12 protein-coding genes and 2 tRNA genes are annotated in these 16,276 nt (G+C 50.5%); 12 read left to right on the forward strand and 2 right to left on the reverse strand.

What is annotated here, in order from left to right; translation table 11 throughout:
* The first annotated feature begins 40 nt into the window (after nt 1-40).
* The 7 genes from ACXX82_RS19280 to ACXX82_RS19310 all read left to right on the forward strand — a co-directional run bounded on the left by ACXX82_RS19280 (nt 41) and on the right by ACXX82_RS19310 (nt 9,257).
* Nucleotides 41-1,138 carry an ABC transporter permease gene (locus ACXX82_RS19280; protein WP_322240577.1) on the forward strand — a complete coding sequence of 366 codons (1,098 nt, stop codon included), beginning with the start codon at nt 41-43 and terminating at the stop codon, nt 1,136-1,138.
* Nucleotides 1,139-1,140: 2 nt separating this feature from the next.
* The gene (locus ACXX82_RS19285) at nt 1,141-1,923 is read left to right on the forward strand and encodes an ATP-binding cassette domain-containing protein (RefSeq protein WP_322237493.1); all 783 of its coding nucleotides are present in this window, start codon (nt 1,141-1,143) and stop codon (nt 1,921-1,923) included.
* Between the two features lie 12 nt (nt 1,924-1,935).
* The gene (locus tag ACXX82_RS19290) at nt 1,936-3,930 is read left to right on the forward strand and encodes a bifunctional 5-dehydro-2-deoxygluconokinase/5-dehydro-2-deoxyphosphogluconate aldolase (protein WP_322237496.1); all 1,995 of its coding nucleotides are present in this window, start codon (nt 1,936-1,938) and stop codon (nt 3,928-3,930) included.
* Nucleotides 3,927-5,816 carry a 3D-(3,5/4)-trihydroxycyclohexane-1,2-dione acylhydrolase (decyclizing) gene (iolD, locus tag ACXX82_RS19295; RefSeq protein WP_322237498.1) on the forward strand — a complete coding sequence of 630 codons (1,890 nt, stop codon included), beginning with the start codon at nt 3,927-3,929 and terminating at the stop codon, nt 5,814-5,816. The genes ACXX82_RS19290 and iolD overlap by 4 nt, the downstream gene beginning before the upstream one ends.
* Nucleotides 5,817-5,828: 12 nt before the next feature.
* Entirely contained in the window at nt 5,829-6,758 is a 930-nt protein-coding gene (gene iolE, locus ACXX82_RS19300; RefSeq protein WP_322237501.1) for a myo-inosose-2 dehydratase, read from the forward strand.
* On the forward strand, nt 6,755-7,549 hold the full coding sequence (gene iolB, locus ACXX82_RS19305; protein WP_323507086.1) for a 5-deoxy-glucuronate isomerase: 795 nt from the start codon (nt 6,755-6,757) through the stop codon (nt 7,547-7,549). Before iolE ends, iolB begins: the two co-directional genes overlap by 4 nt.
* A 205-nt stretch (nt 7,550-7,754) precedes the next feature.
* Nucleotides 7,755-9,257, forward strand: coding sequence for a CoA-acylating methylmalonate-semialdehyde dehydrogenase (locus ACXX82_RS19310; protein ID WP_322237506.1), 1,503 nt, complete (start codon nt 7,755-7,757; stop codon nt 9,255-9,257).
* A 233-nt stretch (nt 9,258-9,490) separates the two neighbouring features.
* Here the strand turns inward: ACXX82_RS19310 and ACXX82_RS19315 are convergent.
* A tRNA-Leu gene (locus ACXX82_RS19315) sits at nt 9,491-9,575 on the reverse strand.
* Nucleotides 9,576-9,792: 217 nt separating this feature from the next.
* Here ACXX82_RS19315 and ACXX82_RS19320 point away from each other — a divergent pair.
* Entirely contained in the window at nt 9,793-10,245 is a 453-nt protein-coding gene (locus ACXX82_RS19320) for a hypothetical protein (RefSeq protein WP_458563502.1), read from the forward strand.
* A gap of 38 nt (nt 10,246-10,283) precedes the next feature.
* Nucleotides 10,284-11,240, forward strand: coding sequence for a CapA family protein (locus ACXX82_RS19325; RefSeq protein ID WP_458564029.1), 957 nt, complete (start codon nt 10,284-10,286; stop codon nt 11,238-11,240).
* Nucleotides 11,241-11,412: 172 nt separating this feature from the next.
* Here ACXX82_RS19325 and ACXX82_RS19330 read toward each other — a convergent pair.
* Nucleotides 11,413-11,497, reverse strand: a tRNA-Leu gene (locus ACXX82_RS19330).
* Between the two features lie 251 nt (nt 11,498-11,748).
* Between ACXX82_RS19330 and rnr the strand changes: the two genes are divergently transcribed.
* The 3 genes from rnr (at nt 11,749) to cysE (ending at nt 16,191) form a co-directional block, all read left to right on the forward strand.
* Nucleotides 11,749-14,235, forward strand: a complete 2,487-nt coding sequence (rnr, locus tag ACXX82_RS19335; RefSeq protein WP_458563503.1) for a ribonuclease R — start codon at nt 11,749-11,751, stop codon at nt 14,233-14,235.
* A 3-nt stretch (nt 14,236-14,238) separates the two neighbouring features.
* Nucleotides 14,239-14,982, forward strand: a complete 744-nt coding sequence (gene rlmB / locus ACXX82_RS19340) for a 23S rRNA (guanosine(2251)-2'-O)-methyltransferase RlmB (protein ID WP_458563504.1) — start codon at nt 14,239-14,241, stop codon at nt 14,980-14,982.
* A gap of 459 nt (nt 14,983-15,441) precedes the next feature.
* Entirely contained in the window at nt 15,442-16,191 is a 750-nt protein-coding gene (cysE, locus tag ACXX82_RS19345; RefSeq protein ID WP_458563505.1) for a serine O-acetyltransferase, read from the forward strand.
* The last annotated feature ends 85 nt before the right edge of the window (nt 16,192-16,276 follow it).

A 16,276-nucleotide genomic window follows, 5' to 3' on the forward strand; every position in this document is an offset into this window, starting at 1 on the left:
TGAAAAAGTCACGTCTGTCATCGGCGAATCAGCTCCCAAAATGATGGTTGATCAGGATGAACGAGTGCGTTCAGAAGCCGGCTTGAAAAGGTTTTTGGGCCGTCCGGAGTTTGCTTCACTCGCAGGCGTGGTATTGGTGTTTATTATCTTTGCGTTGACTGCCGGTGATTCTGGCATGTTCAATCTTGATGGCGTGGTCAACTGGATGCAGGTTGCTGCTTATCTTGGTTTGATTGCTATCGGTGCTTGCATGCTGATGATCGCCGGAGAATTCGATTTATCGATAGGCTCGATGATCGGTTTTTCTGGAATGATGGTGGCTATTCCTACTGTCTATTTTCACTGGCCTTTCTGGCTGGCGGTTGTCTTTGCTTTTGCCGGATCAATGGCACTCGGGTGGCTCAATGGCTATCTGGTGATTAAGACGCGCTTGCCTTCCTTTATCGTTACCTTGGCGTTTCTATTTATTTTGCGGGGTTTGACGTTGGCCCTTTCCATTATGTTTGCTAACCGCACCATCGTCAGCGGAGTGGGTGAGTATGCCGCGAAAGATTGGCTTGGCGGGCTACTGTTCACTGGAACCGTCGGCAATGGTTTGTTCCGTTGGATGGCCGGTCAAGGTTGGATTGCCACGAGTGGTGGTGGCGCGCCGTTGGTCGCCGGTATCCCCAAAGTGATTATATGGTGGGTCGTACTGGCAATCGTTGCCAGCTTTGTGTTGGCAAGAACCCGTTTCGGCAATTGGATTTTTGCCGTCGGCGGTGATGCCAATGCGGCAAAAAATGTCGGCGTACCGGTCCGCAGGGTCAAAATCACGCTATTCGTGTTCACTGCTTTCTGCGCCTGCCTTTTCGCCGTACTCCAGGTTGCCGATGTTGGTTCTGCTGCAGCTGACCGCGGCCTTCAAAAAGAATTCGAGGCGATCATTGCAGCCGTCATCGGCGGAGCTTTGCTTACCGGCGGTTACGGGTCCGTCATTGGTGCGTGCTTTGGCGCATTGATCTTTGGCGTAGTTCAGATTGGTATTTCGTACACCAATCTCAACTCCGACTGGTTCCGGGTCTTCTTGGGCGTCATGTTACTGGTCGCTGTTTTGTTCAATAATTATGTCCGTCGTCGTGTGACGGAGGCGAGGTAATCATGAGCGACACTATTCTTGCTTTAGAAAACGTCAGTAAATTTTTTGGTTCGGTAATCGCGTTGCAAAACGTTACGCTTCGACTCAAAAAAGGTGAAGTTCATTGCTTGCTGGGCGATAACGGCGCCGGAAAATCGACCCTTATCAAAACACTTGCCGGTGTGCACAAACCATCGGAAGGCGCCTATCTGGTGGATGGCAAGCCGGTTTGCTTTAATTCGCCCAAGGAGGCGCTGGATGTCGGTGTCGCCACGGTGTATCAGGATCTGGCTTTGGTTCCGCTTTTATCGGTCGCGAGAAATTTTTTCATGGGACGTGAACCGACTAAAAAAGTGTTTGGTATCACAGTGATGGATATGAAGTACGCCGCCAAAACTGCAAGTGACAAATTGGCTGAAATGGGCATCATGGTGCGCGATCCTCACCATGCCATTGGCACTATGTCAGGCGGCGAAAAGCAATGCCTTGCTATCGCACGGGCAATTCACTTTGGTGCGCGGGTGTTGATCCTTGATGAGCCAACGGCAGCGCTTGGCGTCAAGCAATCGTTTAATGTCCTGAAACTTATTCATACAGCGCGTGAGCGTGGTATTTCAGTGATTTTTATTACCCATAATGTGCATCACGCTTATCCGATCGGTGATTCATTCACTTTACTCAATCGCGGCAAATCGATGGGTACTTTTACCAAAAATAATGTGTCCAAGGATGCTGTCCTGGACATGATGGCGGGCGGTGCTGAAATGCAGACGCTGATGAATCAACTTGATGGCATCAGGATTTAAGAGGAAGTATTCATGACTACATCATTAACATCAGCGGTGACCGTATTTGCGCCAGATCGGCCACGCGATATCGTTTGTCTGGGCCGTCTTGGCGTAGATTTGTATGCACAACAAATTGGCGCCCGTCTTGAGGACGTCACCAGCTTTGCCAAATATCTGGGCGGTTCGTCGTCCAATATTGCTTTTGGTTGCGCACGTTTGGGGTTGAAGTCAGCCATGCTGGCGAGGGTTGGGAATGAGCATAACGGCCAATTTTTGATCAACGCCCTCGCCGCAGAGGGTTGTGATGTCAGTCAGATTAAAATCGACCCAGAGAGATTGACGGCGTTGGTCATGTTGGGGTTGAAGGATAAAGACACATTTCCACTCATTTTTTATCGCGAGAATTGCGCTGACATGGCGATTTCTGAAGAGGATATCGATGAGGCTTTCATTGCTTCGAGTAAAGCATTATTGATTACGGGAACCCATTTTTCTACCGAAAAAGTTAATCGCACCAGTAATCGGGCTTTGGAATACGCGCATCGCCACAACGTGCGCACGGTGCTGGATATCGATTATCGTCCAGTATTGTGGGGCTTGACCGCCAAAGGCGATGGCGAAACCCGCTTCATTGCTGACCACAGCGTGACGGCGCATTTGCAAAGTATTTTGCCGAAGTTTGATTTGGTCGTTGGTACCGAAGAAGAGTTTATGATCGCCGGTGGCGGTAACGATATTATGGCTTCGCTACGCGCTGTGCGCGCTGTCAGCAAGGCCCAATTGGTCGTCAAGCGTGGACCGCTTGGTTGCGCTGTCATACACAGCGATATTCCGAATAGTCTTGATGCCGCCTTTAATTATTACGGCGTGCGCGTTGAGGTATTAAATGTACTAGGAGCGGGTGATGCCTTTTTGTCGGGCTTTCTTAAAGGTTGGTTGACGGGTGCTGACGATGAAACCTGCTGTCGCTTCGCCAATGCTTGTGGCGCATTAGTCGTCTCACGCCATGCTTGCGCGCCAGCAATGCCGACGCCCGTTGAGCTGGATTATTTTTTAGCAAATAGTGATCGCTTGCAACGTCCGGATCTGGATGCGCATCTGACACGCTTGCATCGTGTGTCGACTCCGCGTCTGGCGTGGGATGAAGTAAATGTATTTGCGTTTGATCATCGCAATCAATTTTTTGAGCTAACCCGTGAAAGCGGTGTTCCAGAATCACGGATAGCTGCGTTGAAGTGCTTGCTGGTAAAGGCCGTGGCGGAGACCGAGCAAGCTTTACAACTACAAGGCAAGATTGGCGTGTTGATTGATGATCGTTACGGTCAGGATGCATTGAATGCGTCCACCGGTCGTGGTTGGTGGGTCGGGCGAACGGTTGAATTACCGATGTCGAATCCGCTTCAGTTTGATTACGGGCGCTCGATTGGTTCCCATTTGATCAGTTGGCCAAAAGAGCACGTGGTCAAGTGTCTGGTGCAATTGCATCCAGATGACGCTGTGGAAAATCGTTTGGAACAAGAGGCGCAAATACGGGCCTTGTATGACGCCGTGCAGGTTAGCGGTCACGAGTTGCTGCTAGAGATTATTCCCCCTAAAACGCTGGCAATCGCGGACAACACAGTACTGCGGGCGATCAAGCGATTATATAACCTTGGTATCTATCCTGAGTGGTGGAAACTGGAGTCAATGTCGGCGCCACAGTGGACGGCGATTGATGGTTTGATCGCTGAGCGTGACCCTTATTGTCGTGGCGTAGTTTTGTTAGGATTGAACGCATCCGTGGCGCAACTGACCGCAGGTTTTCTCGCATCAAAAGACAGCAAAACATGCCGCGGATTTATGGTTGGAAGGACTATTTTTCACGCGCCTTCACGTCGTTGGTTGCAAGGCGAAATTGACGATGCTGCTTTAATTTCTGAGGTGAGGGCAACCTTTGAACAACTCATTGGTGTGTGGCGAGATAGCCGTGGGCGCAGAGATCAGTCTGCCGATGCATCAGCAAAAAACGTGGAGCACGCAGCATGAGTAACGGGAGCGGAACAATTAGACTGACGATGGCGCAAGCATTGGTGCGCTATCTGGCGGCATTGCGAGTGGACCATGTGGACGACCGTGGCACCGTATCGGGTGAAGAAGCATTATTTGGCGGTGTTTTTGCCATTTTCGGTCATGGCAACGTGGCTGGATTAGGCGAAGCCCTATATCAGCATCGCGAAGAATTGCCAACTTACCGGGCGCATAACGAGCAGGCGATGGCGCACGCCGCCATTGCTTATGCTAAAACGCATATGCGGCGGCGCATGATGGCGGTGACCAGTTCTATCGGTCCCGGTGCGACCAATCTGCTAACTGCGGCGGCATTGGCGCACGTCAATCGATTGCCAGTATTGTTGTTGCCGGGTGATATTTTTGTCTCGCGTCGACCCGATCCGGTATTGCAACAACTTGAAAACTTTCAGGATGGTACGGTATCCGTGAACGATGCGTTTAAGTCATTGTCACGTTATTTTGATCGTATTTATTATCCCGAGCAATTATTGACCGCGTTACCCCGCGCAATTCAGGTGCTGACCGATGCGGCGCAATGCGGACCAGTAACTCTGGCGTTGCCGCAAGATGTGCAAACCATGGCATACGATTATCCATTGGCTTTTTTTAAGCCGAAACTGGTGACCTTTCGCGCCCAACCGCCATCAGAGGACGCATTGCAAGAGGCCTTAGCATTGCTGAAAAATGCGCGACAACCACTGATCGTCGCGGGCGGCGGTGTCTTGTACGGGCAGGCAACAGCAGCGTTGCGCGCATTCGCCGAAAAGCATGGTGTGCCGGTTGCAGAAACACAAGCCGGTAAGGGCGCATTGCCTTGGGATCATCCATTGCAGTTGGGCGCGCTTGGGGTAACGGGTTCACCTGCCGCGAATACATTGGCAGATCATGCCGATGTCGTGATTGCGATTGGTAGCCGGTTGCAGGATTTCACCACCGGATCGCATTCATTGTTTGCACAGGCCAAGTTGGTCAGTATTAACGTCAATCCATGCGACGCCATGAAATGGCACGCTTCCGGAATGCTGTCGGATGCAGGCTTGGGATTGACTGCTTTATCCGACAGACTTAAAGATTGGCGCGCTAGCGAGGCCTGGACTGTTGAGGCGAACGAGCAAGCCCAAGCATGGCGCGCAACGGTGACCGGCATTACCAATCGGCGTGAAATACCCTTACCGGTGCTGCCTTACGATGGCGAGGTTATCGGCGCGGTGCAACGTTCAAGTAATACTTCACCGTTGAGCGACATTGTCGTGTGTGCCGCGGGAACGTTACCTGCAGAACTCCACAAACTCTGGAGGACGGCAACACCCGGTGGCTATCATGTCGAATATGGCTATTCCTGCATGGGTTATGAGATTGCGGGTGCGCTGGGCGTCAAGTTAGCCAAGCCAGATCGCGATGTCATTGTAATGATCGGTGATGGCAGTTATCTGATGATGAATTCTGAGATCGCCACATCGGTCATGCTGGATAAAAAGTTGATCATCGTCGTCCTCGACAATCGCGGTTATGGTTGCATCAATCGCTTGCAGCAAGCCTGTGGCGGTGCGCCGTTTAACAATATGCTGGAAGATTGTTTGCAAGGCGCGCTGGGTGTGCCCCAGATTGATTTTGCGATGCATGCCAGATCGTTGGGTGCGTTGGCCGAAAATGTCAAAACCATTCCCGAGTTAGAAGCGGCAATGCAACGCGCCCGTGCCGCTGACCGTACTTATTTGGTGTGTATCGACACCGATCCGAAGCGCACGACGGAAGACGGCGGCTGTTGGTGGGAAGTCGCAGTGCCGGAAGTGTCGGCACGGACCTCGGTTCAAATGGCCCGTGAGCAATATGAGCATGCGCAACTGAACCAAAAACTCTAATTGGAAAATATCGTGGCTAAACAATTCAACGTAAAAATTGGGATCAATCCAATCTCCTGGATGAACGATGATTTGCCCTCATTAGGTGGTGAAACCCCGCTTGACGTCGCGCTATCAGAAGGGGCGCAGATCGGCTATCGCGGGTTTGAATTGGGTAATAAGTTTCCCAAGGAGGCAGCCGCACTCGCTGCTGTACTGGGCAAGTATTCGCTGGAATGTGTATCGGGTTGGTACTCCGGTCGATTGGCGACTGGCACGGTTGAGGATGAGATTATTGGAGTCGGACCACACTTGCGTCTTCTGGCAGAAAATGGTGCCAAGGTAATGGTATATGGCGAAGTCGCTAATGCAATACAGGGAAGACCGGAACCGCTTTATAAGCGCCCCCAATTTACTACTCCGCAGCAATGGCAGGAATATGCAGACAAGTTGACCGCGTTTGCGACCTACACGTTGTCACATGGTGTGCGGCTGTCTTACCACCATCACATGGGTGCATACGTCGAGACGGCAGCGGATATTGATCGATTGATGGCGCTCACCGGCGAGTCGGTTGGGTTATTGTTTGACAGCGGCCATATTACGTTCGCTGGGGGCGATGCATTGGCGGTATTAACGAAACATATAGCACGCGTGTCACACGTGCATTGCAAGGATGTGCGTCCGTCCGTGATGAAATTGGCCCGCAATGGCAATTGGAGTTTCCTGCAAGCAGTTATTAATGGGGCTTTCACTGTCCCGGGCGATGGCGCGATTGATTTTTCGGCATTGCTATTGATGCTCTATCATCACGATTATCAAGGCTGGTTGGTGGTGGAAGCGGAACAGGACCCAGCCGTTGCACCGAGTTATCAATATGCCGAAATGGGCTATCAACATCTCGCCGGATTGGTGCAGGGAATTGAGAGCGGTAGTATTTTTGGATTGGAGGAAGCCGCATGAACTTGTTAGTTAAAGGACGGCAGCAAGGTCGGGAGATCGTGCGTGTTACGCCGGAATCGGCCGGATGGCATTATGTTGGATTTGCGGCCTATCGATTAAGTAAAAACGAGCATCTTGATTTTGATACCGGTTCCCGCGAAATGTGTATCGTCATTTTACGTGGCGTAGTCAGCGTTCGCGCCGGTGATGCGCATTGGGCTGAGATTGGCGAGCGTCAAAGCGTGTTTGATGATGCTTCACCGTATTCGGTCTACGTGCCGCACGGCCAAAAGATCAACATTACTGCGCATGATGACGTTGAAGTCGCCATCTGTAGCGCACCGGGTCATGGTGATGTTGCAGCCCGATTGATTGAACCGGTGACTGCAAAACGCTCGGTACGAGGGCAGGGAAGCAATACGCGCTATGTGTGCGATATTTTGCCGCAAAGCGCACCTGCCGATCACTTATTGGTTGTCGAGGTCATTACGCCGGGTGGGCATTCATCAAGTTATCCGCCGCACAAACACGATACCGATGACATCCCGACTGAGAGCGCTTTGGAAGAGACGTATTACCACCGAATAAATCCTGCTCAGGGATTTGCTTTTCAACGGGTCTATACAGATGATCGCTCTCTGGATGAATCGATGGCGGTGGAAAATCATGATGTTGTGATGGTGCCAAAGGGTTATCATCCAGTCGTAGCACCGCACGGTTACGACTGCTATTACCTCAACGTAATGGCGGGGCCGAAGCGCACCTGGCATTTTAAAAATGACCCTGCCCATGATTGGTTAATGCCGCGTTAGTAGCGTCTGTTGTAAGGATGGTGCAAGTAGGACGGAGGAACATAGCGCGATCCGTCATCCGATGCGGCGACAGTTTTTTAGCGTGCCCATTTTAGTTTCATGCGAGAAATTGTTGACGTGGTTGGCGCATCATCGCTTTCCAGACTACCGGACAACACCAGGCAATATTACGCATTTCGTATACATCACTTTCGAGGCAACTACTATGTCATCACCCACAGTTATTGGTCACTTCATCAACGGTCAGCATGTCGCGTCAAAAGCCGAACGCTCCAGCGACGTATTTAATCCTGCCACCGGCGCTATCAGCGCCAAAGTCGGTCTTGCGTCGACCGCCGAAGTCGATGCAGCGGTTGCTGCCGCAAAGGCCGCGTTCCCTGCATGGTCGGCATTGCCGCCGTTGCGTCGCGCCCGCATTATGTTTAAATTCAAAGAATTACTCGATAAAAACCATGATCGCCTCGCGGCAATGATCACCAGTGAGCACGGCAAAGTGTTTACCGACGCTAAAGGTGAAGTTACGCGCGGTATCGAGGTTGCCGAATTTTCCACTGGCATACCGCAATTGTTGAAGGGTGAATACACAGAGCAAATTAGCAATGGCATTGATGCATGGACTATGCGCCAGCCATTGGGTGTTTGTGCTGGGATTACGCCGTTCAATTTTCCTGTCATGGTGCCGATGTGGATGTTTCCTATGGCGATTGCCTGCGGCAACACGTTCGTATTGAAACCATCCGAGCGCGATCCCTCAGCTAGTTTGCTACTGGCTGAACTGTTGACAGAAGCAGGTCTGCCGGATGGCGTCTTTAACGTGGTGCAAGGCGATAAAGTAGCGGTTGACGCAATCCTGGATCATCCGGACGTGAAGGCAGTCAGTTTCGTCGGATCAACACCTATTGCTGAATACATCTATGCCACCGGCTGCGCCAAGGGCAAGCGCGTGCAGGCATTGGGCGGTGCAAAAAATCACATGGTCGTGATGCCGGATGCTGACTTGCATCAAACCGTAGACGCGCTCATTGGTGCTGGCTATGGTTCTGCGGGCGAGCGTTGCATGGCGATTTCCGTCGCAGTCGCCGTTGGTGATGTTGCCGATAAGCTGGTTGCAGCGCTGGCCCCGCGTGTGCGCGAACTGCGCATCAATCAGGGCATGGACTTAGAGGCTGAAATGGGTCCGGTCGTGACACAAATTCACAAGGATAAAATCCTTGGTTACATCAACGACGGTATCGCTGCTGGTGCAACGCTCGCTGTTGACGGGCGTAGCTTTACTTTGCCCGGTCATGAAAAAGGGTTCTTTCTTGGCGGCACGTTGTTTGATCATGTCACCGCCGAGATGAAAATTTATCAGGAAGAAATTTTCGGACCAGTGTTATGTATTGTGCGGGTACCTGATTTTGCAGCGGCTTTGGAACTCGTCAATGCGCATGAATTTGGTAACGGCACCGCCATCTTTACACGCGATGGCAATACCGCACGCGAATACACATCAAGAGTGCAGGTCGGAATGGTCGGCGTCAATGTCCCTATTCCGGTGCCGATGGCATTCCATAGCTTTGGCGGTTGGAAGCGGAGTCTGTTTGGAGATCATCACGCACACGGCCCGGAATCAGTGCGCTTCTATACTAAGCAAAAAGCGGTGACACAACGTTGGCCAGCAACGATTGCAGCTGGCGCAGAATTTGCCATGCCGACAATGAAATAGATTTGCTGGAGATATTTGTTGTTGGATGGGGCGAGAATGTGACGGAAAATCTGCCTTGCTGGCGATTTTCTGTTGCAAGTTCAGGATGCATTTTTCAGGATTTAACCTGATGTTTTGCAAAGCTAAATGAGTGACAATAATGAAATAAACCTATCTGTTAGTTTATTTCAGATACAAAAAAACCGCATAAACATCGATGCTTATGCGGTTTTTCTATTTTTACACCAATTACTTGGTGCCCACGGAGGGACTCGAACCCCCACACCCGAAGGCACATGGACCTGAACCATGCGCGTCTACCAATTCCGCCACGTGGGCATTTGTACTCACCACTTAAGGTGCGTAGCAATTGCGAAGCACGAATAATACGTGTATTTATATGGTTTGGTCAACGAAAGAGTGAGGGCGTGATTGTCTTTGAATGTAATCGTTATTCTGATGAAATGACGTGGATAAAAAATTCATTTTTGACAAAGATTAAGGACTTGCTTTAATCTCACTACTTTCTTGTTATTTAGACATACAAATGACATATATGCGGCCTAGGCTTTTGCGTCATCTCGCTAATCAGCTTTCCATAAGGCTTCAGTTTGTTTTTTACGTCGGTCTGCTGATTACTGGTTTTGTCCCTCGCACGGTAATCGCTGCGCCGCTCTTGCGTTGTCAGATAACACAAAGTGGGGAGTCGCAAATAGTGGATTTTCTGCCGGGAAGTGATCCGTATAGCGTGAAGGCAATTGATATTAGTGGCCGGTTCCATTTTAAGGCCGTTGTCATTGGCGACGCGCGTAAGATTACCTATATCAAACTGTACATTTATGATCACGCTTTGCCGCAACCGATGCTGCTGCATGAAGCAAAATATCTGGCGCCAGTGCCATCATCGGACGACTCCCCTGCCGCGCTTACCGGCGTAATTGACGTTTATTCACTGCCAATGCAGCGAAATTTGCAATACGGATGCGCTTTACTGGAAATTGCACCATGAAGCGTATTGATTGGTTGGGAGCGATAGTGTGGCTAATCATGGTGAGCGGGGTGACGTTGGCCTCGGCACAAATTCCCGAGCCGTCGGTATCCATTGCTTTCGTTGGCGACATCATGCTCGCTGAGACACCTGGGAAGGTTGTAAGGAGCGGACGAGACCCTTTTGCACCATTTGCAGCGACCTTGAATGCGGCGGATATTCGAGTAGGGAACCTCGAGTGCGTGGTGGCTACTAAGGGTACACCTCAACCCGACAAGCCATTCACCTTTCGAGCTAACCCGCGTACTTTACGCGTTCTCAAGCGTCATTTTGACGCCGTGGGTTTGGCAAATAATCATTCTGGCGACTACGGTCCCATTGCCTTTGCTGAAATGCTTGATCTGTTGGATGGTAATGGCATCGGTTACTTTGGTGGTGGTCGTAATCTTCACCAGGCTCACCAACCCTTGATTATCGAGCGTAATGGTTTGCGGGTTGCATTGTTAGGTTATGACGAATTTATGCCCAGAAGTTTTGAAGCAGATGTCGATAAGCCTGGAATTGCATGGAGTGAGGACGAGCAGGTCCGGTTGGATATTGGTCGAGCGCGAACAGTTTTTCACGCTGATCTGGTTATTCCAGTTATGCATTGGGGCTGGGAAGACGAGCCTAACGCTAGCGATCGTCAGCGGCAGCTAGCCCGGACGATGATTGATGCCGGTGCGGATGCCGTAGTTGGTGGTCACCCACACGTCACTCAGAACGTTGAGCAGTATCGTGGGAAGCCGATTATTTACAGCTTGGGTAACTTTTTGTTTAATGGATTTACGGAGCAGGCCAATATTACGGGCTGGCTTTTACGTCTCGAACTGGATCGCGAGGGCGCACGTTCCTGGCGGACAGTGACCGCCCATATCGATCACGAGGGTATTCCCCATCCTGCAATGATCGGAAACGAATTGTGCTGGAAGAGGGGGGAAGAAAAAGCCAGGGACTGCGCTGCTGCGCCCAACTGATGCTCATCATTGGGGCGGTGGCTTGGTATGATGGCGTAGCGGGTCATGATTGTTTGCATAATAAAAAAGAAAAAACCGCATAAACATCGATGTGTAGGCGGTTTCTCTTCTTATTCTTACTTTATCTTGTAACTTTATTTTTGTACTTGTCATGTTTATTGCACCAATTACTTGGTGCCCACGGAGGGACTCGAACCCCCACACCCGAAGGCACATGGACCTGAACCATGCGCGTCTACCAATTCCGCCACGTGGGCTTGAAAATTGAAACTATTCAAGCTATCTTCGAAGAATTAAGTCTTGACTAAATCCTGCGAAGACAAAGATTATAGATGAAAGTGAAAATAAGTCAACTTGCGGTGCTGTGTGGCATGATTTGGTGTGATAAAAAGTTGCTAACTAGGAGAATGACCCTTTCCTCCGTTACACTAGGCACTGATTGCAAGTCTTTTATGCTCCGCTTTAACCAATTTCCCGATTTTATCTATAACAACTATTCCCACGCCTCTTGAGCCAATACTCCTACACCATCCCTAGCCGAGAGGAAATTCTCGGCCTTCTGCGGACTTCTTCCGAACCGCAAAATATCGACGCGCTTGCCGCGGCACTCGGCGTTAAACCCGACGAAATGGAAGGTTTGACGCGACGGCTCAATGCGATGGACCGAGACGGTCAAATTAAGCCAGATCGCGCGGGCATTTATAAGCTCACTAATTCACCGGATTTTATCGTCGGTCGGGTCAGTAGTCATCGCGACGGTTTTGGTTTCCTGATTCCCGATGACGGCGGCGGTGATGTTTTTCTGCCCGAAAAAGAGATGCAGAAAGTGCTTAATGGTGATCGCGTTCAGGCGCGCATCATTGGCACCGACCGCCGCGGTCGCCCTGAAGGCACGATTGTCGAAGTCATCAGTCGGGCTAACACACATGTAATCGGGCGTCTGCTTAACGAAAACGGTGCGTGGGTGATTGCGCCCGAAGACAAGCGCATCAGTCAGGATATTATTTTGACCGGTTCGCCGGGCAAAGCCAAAGCCGGGCAGGTCGTCAGCGTTGAACTGACGGTACAACCGTCTCGCTTTACACAGCCCGTCGGTAAAATTTCGGAAATTTTGGGCGATATTGATGATCCTGGAATGGAAATCGAAATTGCCGTGCGCAAATTTGGCGTTCCACATGAATTTTCTGCTGCAGCACAAAAAGCGGCATCAAAGTGGCCAAGCGTGGTTGTGGATGGCGATTTGGCTGAACGCGTCGATTTGCGTGATGTTCCTTTGGTCACGATCGATGGCGAAGATGCGCGCGATTTTGATGACGCGGTGTATTGCGAGCCGGTCAAGATCGGTCGCACCACCGGCTATCGCCTGATTGTTGCTATCGCCGATGTGAGTCATTACGTCAAACCGAATGACGCGTTGGATGTCGATGCTTTAGAGCGTAGTACGTCGGTGTATTTTCCGCGCCGGGTCATTCCGATGCTGCCGGAGAAACTGTCAAACGGTTTGTGCTCGCTCAATCCGGATGTTGATCGTCTGACGTTAGTGTGCGATGCCGTGATTACTGCCAAAGGCGAAATTAAGGCTTATCAGTTTTATCCTGCGGTAATTCATTCTGCGGCACGTCTAACTTACACAGAGGTTGCTGCAGTCCTTGGCAACACCAAAGGCCCTGAAGCTGCCAAGCGTCCTGAGCTGGTCCCGCATCTGTTGCATTTGTACGAAGTGTTTCATGCTTTATTACAAGCGCGTCAGGCCCGTGGTGCCATTGACTTCGAAACGACTGAAACTTATATCGTTTGCAATGCAGCTGGCAAGATTGAGAAAATTCTGCCGCGCACACGCAACGACGCACACAGACTGATCGAAGAATGCATGTTGGCAGCCAATGTCTGCGCAGCTGATTTGCTCGAGCGACATAAACATCCTGGTCTTTACCGTATTCATGCCAGCCCGACTAAAGAAAAACTGGCGGTTTTACGGACGTTTCTAAAGCAAGTTGGCCTGACATTAGCCGGTGGCGATACGCCATCTGCTTCTGACTACGCTGCCCTAATGCCGGCGATCAAGGCGCGTCCTGATGCGTTATTGCTGCAAACGATGCTGCTGCGCTCAATGCAACAAGCCGTGTATAACCCAGAAAATATCGGCCATTTTGGGTTGTCGTACGATCATTACGCGCATTTCACCAGCCCGATTCGTCGCTATCCTGATTTGCTGACACATCGCGCCATTAAGGCGATTTTGCTTGGTAAACGTTATGAGCCTAAAGGGCTTGATACCAGCGGATTGAACACGATGTTGTCGCCAGCGGGACGACGTAAGCAGGCGGAAGACAAAGCCGCTGGCAAAAAGAAAAACGAAGGCAGTCTGGCAATCTGGGAAGCACTAGGTGTGCATTGCTCGGCGAATGAAAGACGTGCGGACGAGGCTTCACGCGATGTCGAGGCGTGGCTGAAATGTTATTTCATCCGGGATAAACTGGGTGAAGAGTTCACAGGAACCATTTCTGGTGTTGCTACGTTTGGCATTTTTGTTCAGCTTGATGCCTTGTATATCGAAGGCTTGGTCCATGTCACCGAATTGGGTGCGGATTATTTCCAATACGACGAAGCGCGTCATGAATTACGTGGTGAGCGTACAGGGATGCGTTATCAGTTGACTGATCGTGTAACGGTCCAGGTTAGTCGTGTTGATCTAGATGCGCGTAAGATTGATTTGCGTCTGGTTACGGAACCCGGTATTAAAACTGTGTTGAAAAATGAAGCGCGACGTGCTGATAATGAGCACGACAAATCGCGTAGCAGAAAGGCTAAGACGAAAGTCGATACCACTCCTGCAAATCGAATACCCGCTACTAAAGCAAACAAAACCGGCAAGGCTAATGTAAGCGCTGCCAAAACCAAGGTCACTAAAGGCAAAAATGCTAAAGTCACCATGGGTGTGGAGAAAACGCGCGAACCAAAAACTTTCGCCAAATCAAGCAAGAAAAAAAGATAGAACATGAAAAGTAAAATGATTTTTGGCTTTCACGCCGTCACCTCCCGTCTACGTCACGAGGCTTCTTCAGTGGAAGAAATTTATGTCGACGCCAGTCGTGTAGATGGTCGTATGAAAGATTTGATCGGCGCTGCTAAAGCCGCCAACGTGCGCGTGCTTCCGGTTGATGATCAGCGTTTGTCCAATATGGTCGGTACACGCCGCCATCAGGGTGTGGTTGCTAAAGCGGGTGAACTTTCGTTAGCCCGCAATCTGGACGAATTGCTAGATGCAATCGACGGACCGCCGTTGCTACTGATTTTGGATGGCATCACTGACCCCCATAATCTCGGTGCTTGTTTACGAGTCGCTGATGGCGTTGGTGCACACGCTGTCATTGCACCTAAAGACCGTGCCGTGGGCCTCAACGCCACCGCTGCAAAGGTTGCCAGCGGCGCTGCCGAAACGATCCCATACATCACGGTCACCAATCTTGCGCGCACATTACGTGAGCTAAAAGAACGCAACATTTTGTTAATCGGCACAACGGAAGATGGCGAAAAAAGTTTATACGAGGCTGATTTCTCAGGCCCCGCCGCATTAATCATGGGTTCTGAGGGCGAAGGCATGCGTCGCTTGACACGCGAAACCTGTGATGTTCTGGTCCATGTGCCGATGTTCGGTTCAGTAGAAAGTTTGAACGTATCGGTTGCGTCCGGGGTATGTTTATATGAGGCGCGTCGTCAGCGCCTTGCGAAAGGCGTGTAATTGACTAATTATCGGATAAAGTAATCCGATAGTTAGCAATGAGGTAGTGCAATAAGATAGCGCAATCAACATGCAAATAAGCAGCAAAATCAACTGGCTAATAAGGTCGCCGATAAGCGCGAGATAGGGGTTGCGAGGCTAGACGTTTCTTCTGAGGCGTTGACCGAGCAACCTTTACCATTCGGATTATTCTTGGGCTTCTTTGGCAATGGCAATGGGAATGGCAATGGCGAGGGCGTTTTTTATTGCGCTTTTTACTTTAACATTTCGCGCACATTATCCAACCATAATCGATAGCTTGTGAAATTTAGGCAAAATAATGTGCGAGATAATGGTTTGGCCCTGCAATTGGACCCGATTCTGACACTTCCAAAGACGGCTGCACAGTTTTAGCATAAGATTACGCCTCGTCATTGCTTCGCAATATTCCCCTCACGTAGCTCAATCAATTTAGTTTCTATGTTTAGTCGCCTTCGTGAAGACATCGCCAATATCATCGCTCGAGATCCCGCCGCACGCACTGCATTGGAGGTGGCATGCTGTTATCCAGGATTTCATGCGATTGTTATGCATCGCTGGGCAGCATTTTGCTGGGCGCATGAATTTAAATTGATTGGGCGTTTTATCGCCCATATTGCCAGGATACTTACCGGTATCGAAATTCATCCGGCAGCAACGATCGGCCGCCGCGTTTTTATTGATCACGGATTTGGCGTGGTTATTGGTGAGACCGCTGACGTTGGCGATGACTGCACTATTTATCAGGGTGTCACGTTAGGTGGCACGTCGCTTGGTAAAGGCATCAAGCGACATCCGACCCTGGCGCGTGGTGTGATCATCGGTGCTGGTGCAAAGATACTGGGTAGCTTTACTGTGGGTGAGGGCGCAAAGGTCGGCTCTAATGCGGTAGTGGTGAAAGCGGTACCCGCCGGAGCAACCGCAGTCGGTAATCCTGCGCGCATTATTCAGACGGAAGTCCATAACGCTCAGGAAGACGCCGCTGCGCGCATGTTTGCAGCATATGGCGTGACACCTAACGGTGACGATCCACTATCAAAGGCGTTGCACGGTTTGATCGATAATGCGGCTGCTCAAGAGCATCAGATCGCCCGCATCGTCGCTTTGTTAAAGTCTGCCGGGATCGCTTGCGATAGCTTGCCACCTTTGGACAAGTTTGATCCTGATCAGCTTAACAAGTTAGTCGAGTAACGATGAGCTGAGTTCGATTTCAAAAAAATGTCGGTATGGCGTTGCATTTACGTTGATCCTGCGCGGATCCAGACCAAGGTAACAT

It is taken from the genome of Glaciimonas sp. GNP009 (genome assembly GCF_054343755.1).

Bases quoted from the DNA above. Each gene is read 5' to 3' on its own strand.
- ACXX82_RS19280 (WP_322240577.1), top strand. From the start codon at position 41: ATGATGGTTGATCAGGATGAACGAGTGCGTTCAGAAGCCGGCTTGAAA.
- ACXX82_RS19285 (WP_322237493.1), top strand. From the start codon at position 1,141: ATGAGCGACACTATTCTTGCTTTAGAAAACGTCAGTAAATTTTTTGGT.
- ACXX82_RS19290 (WP_322237496.1), top strand. From the start codon at position 1,936: ATGACTACATCATTAACATCAGCGGTGACCGTATTTGCGCCAGATCGG.
- iolD (WP_322237498.1), top strand. From the start codon at position 3,927: ATGAGTAACGGGAGCGGAACAATTAGACTGACGATGGCGCAAGCATTG.
- iolB (WP_323507086.1), top strand. From the start codon at position 6,755: ATGAACTTGTTAGTTAAAGGACGGCAGCAAGGTCGGGAGATCGTGCGT.
- ACXX82_RS19310 (WP_322237506.1), top strand. From the start codon at position 7,755: ATGTCATCACCCACAGTTATTGGTCACTTCATCAACGGTCAGCATGTC.
- ACXX82_RS19320 (WP_458563502.1), top strand. From the start codon at position 9,793: ATGCGGCCTAGGCTTTTGCGTCATCTCGCTAATCAGCTTTCCATAAGG.
- ACXX82_RS19325 (WP_458564029.1), top strand. From the start codon at position 10,284: ATGGTGAGCGGGGTGACGTTGGCCTCGGCACAAATTCCCGAGCCGTCG.
- rlmB (WP_458563504.1), top strand. From the start codon at position 14,239: ATGAAAAGTAAAATGATTTTTGGCTTTCACGCCGTCACCTCCCGTCTA.
- cysE (WP_458563505.1), top strand. From the start codon at position 15,442: ATGTTTAGTCGCCTTCGTGAAGACATCGCCAATATCATCGCTCGAGAT.